2 protein-coding genes are annotated in these 1778 nt (G+C 71.3%); one reads left to right on the top strand and one right to left on the bottom strand.

Going from position 1 to position 1778, the window contains the following annotated elements; genetic code table 11:
* Positions 1-46 precede the first annotated feature (46 nt).
* Positions 47-847, bottom strand: a complete 801-nt coding sequence (locus F3J14_RS34760) for a (Fe-S)-binding protein (protein WP_166726736.1) — start codon at positions 845-847, stop codon at positions 47-49.
* Between the two features lie 140 nt (positions 848-987).
* On the opposite strand from F3J14_RS34760, the gene F3J14_RS34755 reads away from it, so the two are divergent.
* A complete protein-coding gene (locus F3J14_RS34755; RefSeq protein ID WP_166726735.1) occupies positions 988-1701 on the top strand; it encodes an FCD domain-containing protein in 714 nt (237 codons plus the stop codon).
* Positions 1702-1778: the final 77 nt, after the last annotated feature.

Raw genomic sequence — 1778 nt, 5'->3', positions numbered from 1 at the left:
CCGGGCGCGGCGGCGCGCAGGCGCGCGAGGATGGCGTCGCGCGCGCTCATTGCGAATCCCCGCGCAGCGAGCCGGCACCTGCCGTGCGACGCCACAGGAAGCTCGCAAGATGCTCGACGGGCAGGGCGGCGCCGGCCTTCTCGGCCGCGTGACCGATGTTCAGCAGGCAGCCGCAGTCCGCCGACACGAGGCGCTCGCAACCCGTCGCGCAGGCCGATGCGACCTTGTCGCTCACCATCGCGCCGGAGATGTCGGGATGTTTCAGCGAGAACGTGCCGCCGAAGCCGCAGCATTCCGATTCGCGTTCGTGTTCGATGCGCGTGACGCCCGGCAGCGCGTCGACGAGCGCGACGCCATGCACGCGGGTGCCCATCTCGCGGCGGGCCGCGCACGACGTGTGCAGTACCACGCGTTCGTCCGGGCCTGCGTTCGGGGTGACGGCGTCGAGCCGCACGTCGAGCACATGGACGAGGAATTCGGCGAGTTCATAGGTGCGCTCCGCGATCGCGCGGGCCATCGGGCCGTGCACGGGATCGTCGGCGAACAGCGCCGGCCAATGGTGCCGGATCATGCCCGCGCAGGAGCCGGACGGCACGATCACCGGCCATGGCTCGGCGAACAGGTCCAGCTGCGCGGCCGCGACGCGGCGCGCTTCGTCGGGATTGCCGCTGCTGTAGGCAGGCTGCCCGCAGCAGCTCTGGCCGCGCGGATAGTGCACGGTCAGGCCTTCGCGTTCCAGCAGGCGGACCGTGTCGAGCCCGGCTTCGGGGACGAACAGGTCGACCAGGCAGGTCGCGAACAGGTAGACGTGCGCGGGTGCGGCGGTGGGGTAGTGCCTTTCGTTCATGTCTCGCTCCAGGGGCGGCGGCCCGGCATGCACATGCGGGACGACGATTTTGCTTTCGCTGCATAATTCCCGCGACGGCGCCGAAGCTCAAATTGGTTGGGCCAATCGGCGCGACGGGTATGGCGGATGGGGAGACGGCGATGGCGGCGATGACGGCACGGGGCCGGACCGAAGTGGTGATGCGCAAGATCGAGACGGCGCTGCTCGACGGCACGTGGCAGGCCGGCGCGCGGCTGCCGGCCGAGCGCGTGCTCGCGCAGCAGTACGGCGTCGCGCGCAATACGGTGCGCGAGGCGACCCAGCGGCTCGTCGCGCGCGGGCTGCTGCAGAGCCGGCGCGGCGCGGGCGTGTACGTGACGGACCAGTTGCGCGCGGGCATCGCGTCGCCGTGGGGCCAACTGGTCGCCGACCACCCGGCGTTGCGCGACGACATTCTCGAATTCCGTCGCGTGCTCGAAGGCGCGACCGCGTATTTCGCGGCGCTGCGCGCCGACGCGAACGACCGGCGCCGGATCCGCACGCTGCTGCGCGAGCTCGAAACCGCGCACGCGAACGACGATGCGGCCGTCGAGGCGTCGGCCGACGCGAAGCTGCACGAGGCGATCGCGCTCGCGTCGCACAACACGATGTTCCTGCACCTGCACACGAGCGTGATCGGGATGCTGCGCGAGCACATCTCGATCAACGTCGCGGGGATGACGACGCACGAGCAGGCATCGGAGCTGCTGCTGCAGCAGCATCGGGTGGTCTGCGACGCGATCTGCGCGCAGCGGCCCGAGGAGGCGCGCACCGCGATGCAGACGCATATCGACTACGTGCGCAGCCACTTCGAGCGAAGCGGCGACGCGCCGTGAGATTGGTTGGACCATGGCCGCCGCGGGCCCGCATGGCGGACGGTCGCGAGCCGCGGGCCGCCGTGCCGGGCGCGCGG

The sequence above is a fragment of the Burkholderia sp. Tr-862 genome, assembly GCF_011753085.1.
GTDB lineage: Bacteria > Pseudomonadota > Gammaproteobacteria > Burkholderiales > Burkholderiaceae > Burkholderia > Burkholderia ambifaria.
Note: the sequence above shows the minus strand (reverse complement) of the source record. Positions and strands in the feature narration are given on the sequence as shown.

Excerpts from the sequence above, each read along its gene's own strand:
- F3J14_RS34755 (WP_166726735.1), top strand. The coding sequence starts at position 988 with ATGGCGGCGATGACGGCACGGGGCCGGACCGAAGTGGTGATGCGCAAG.
- F3J14_RS34760 (WP_166726736.1), bottom strand. The coding sequence starts at position 847 with ATGAACGAAAGGCACTACCCCACCGCCGCACCCGCGCACGTCTACCTG.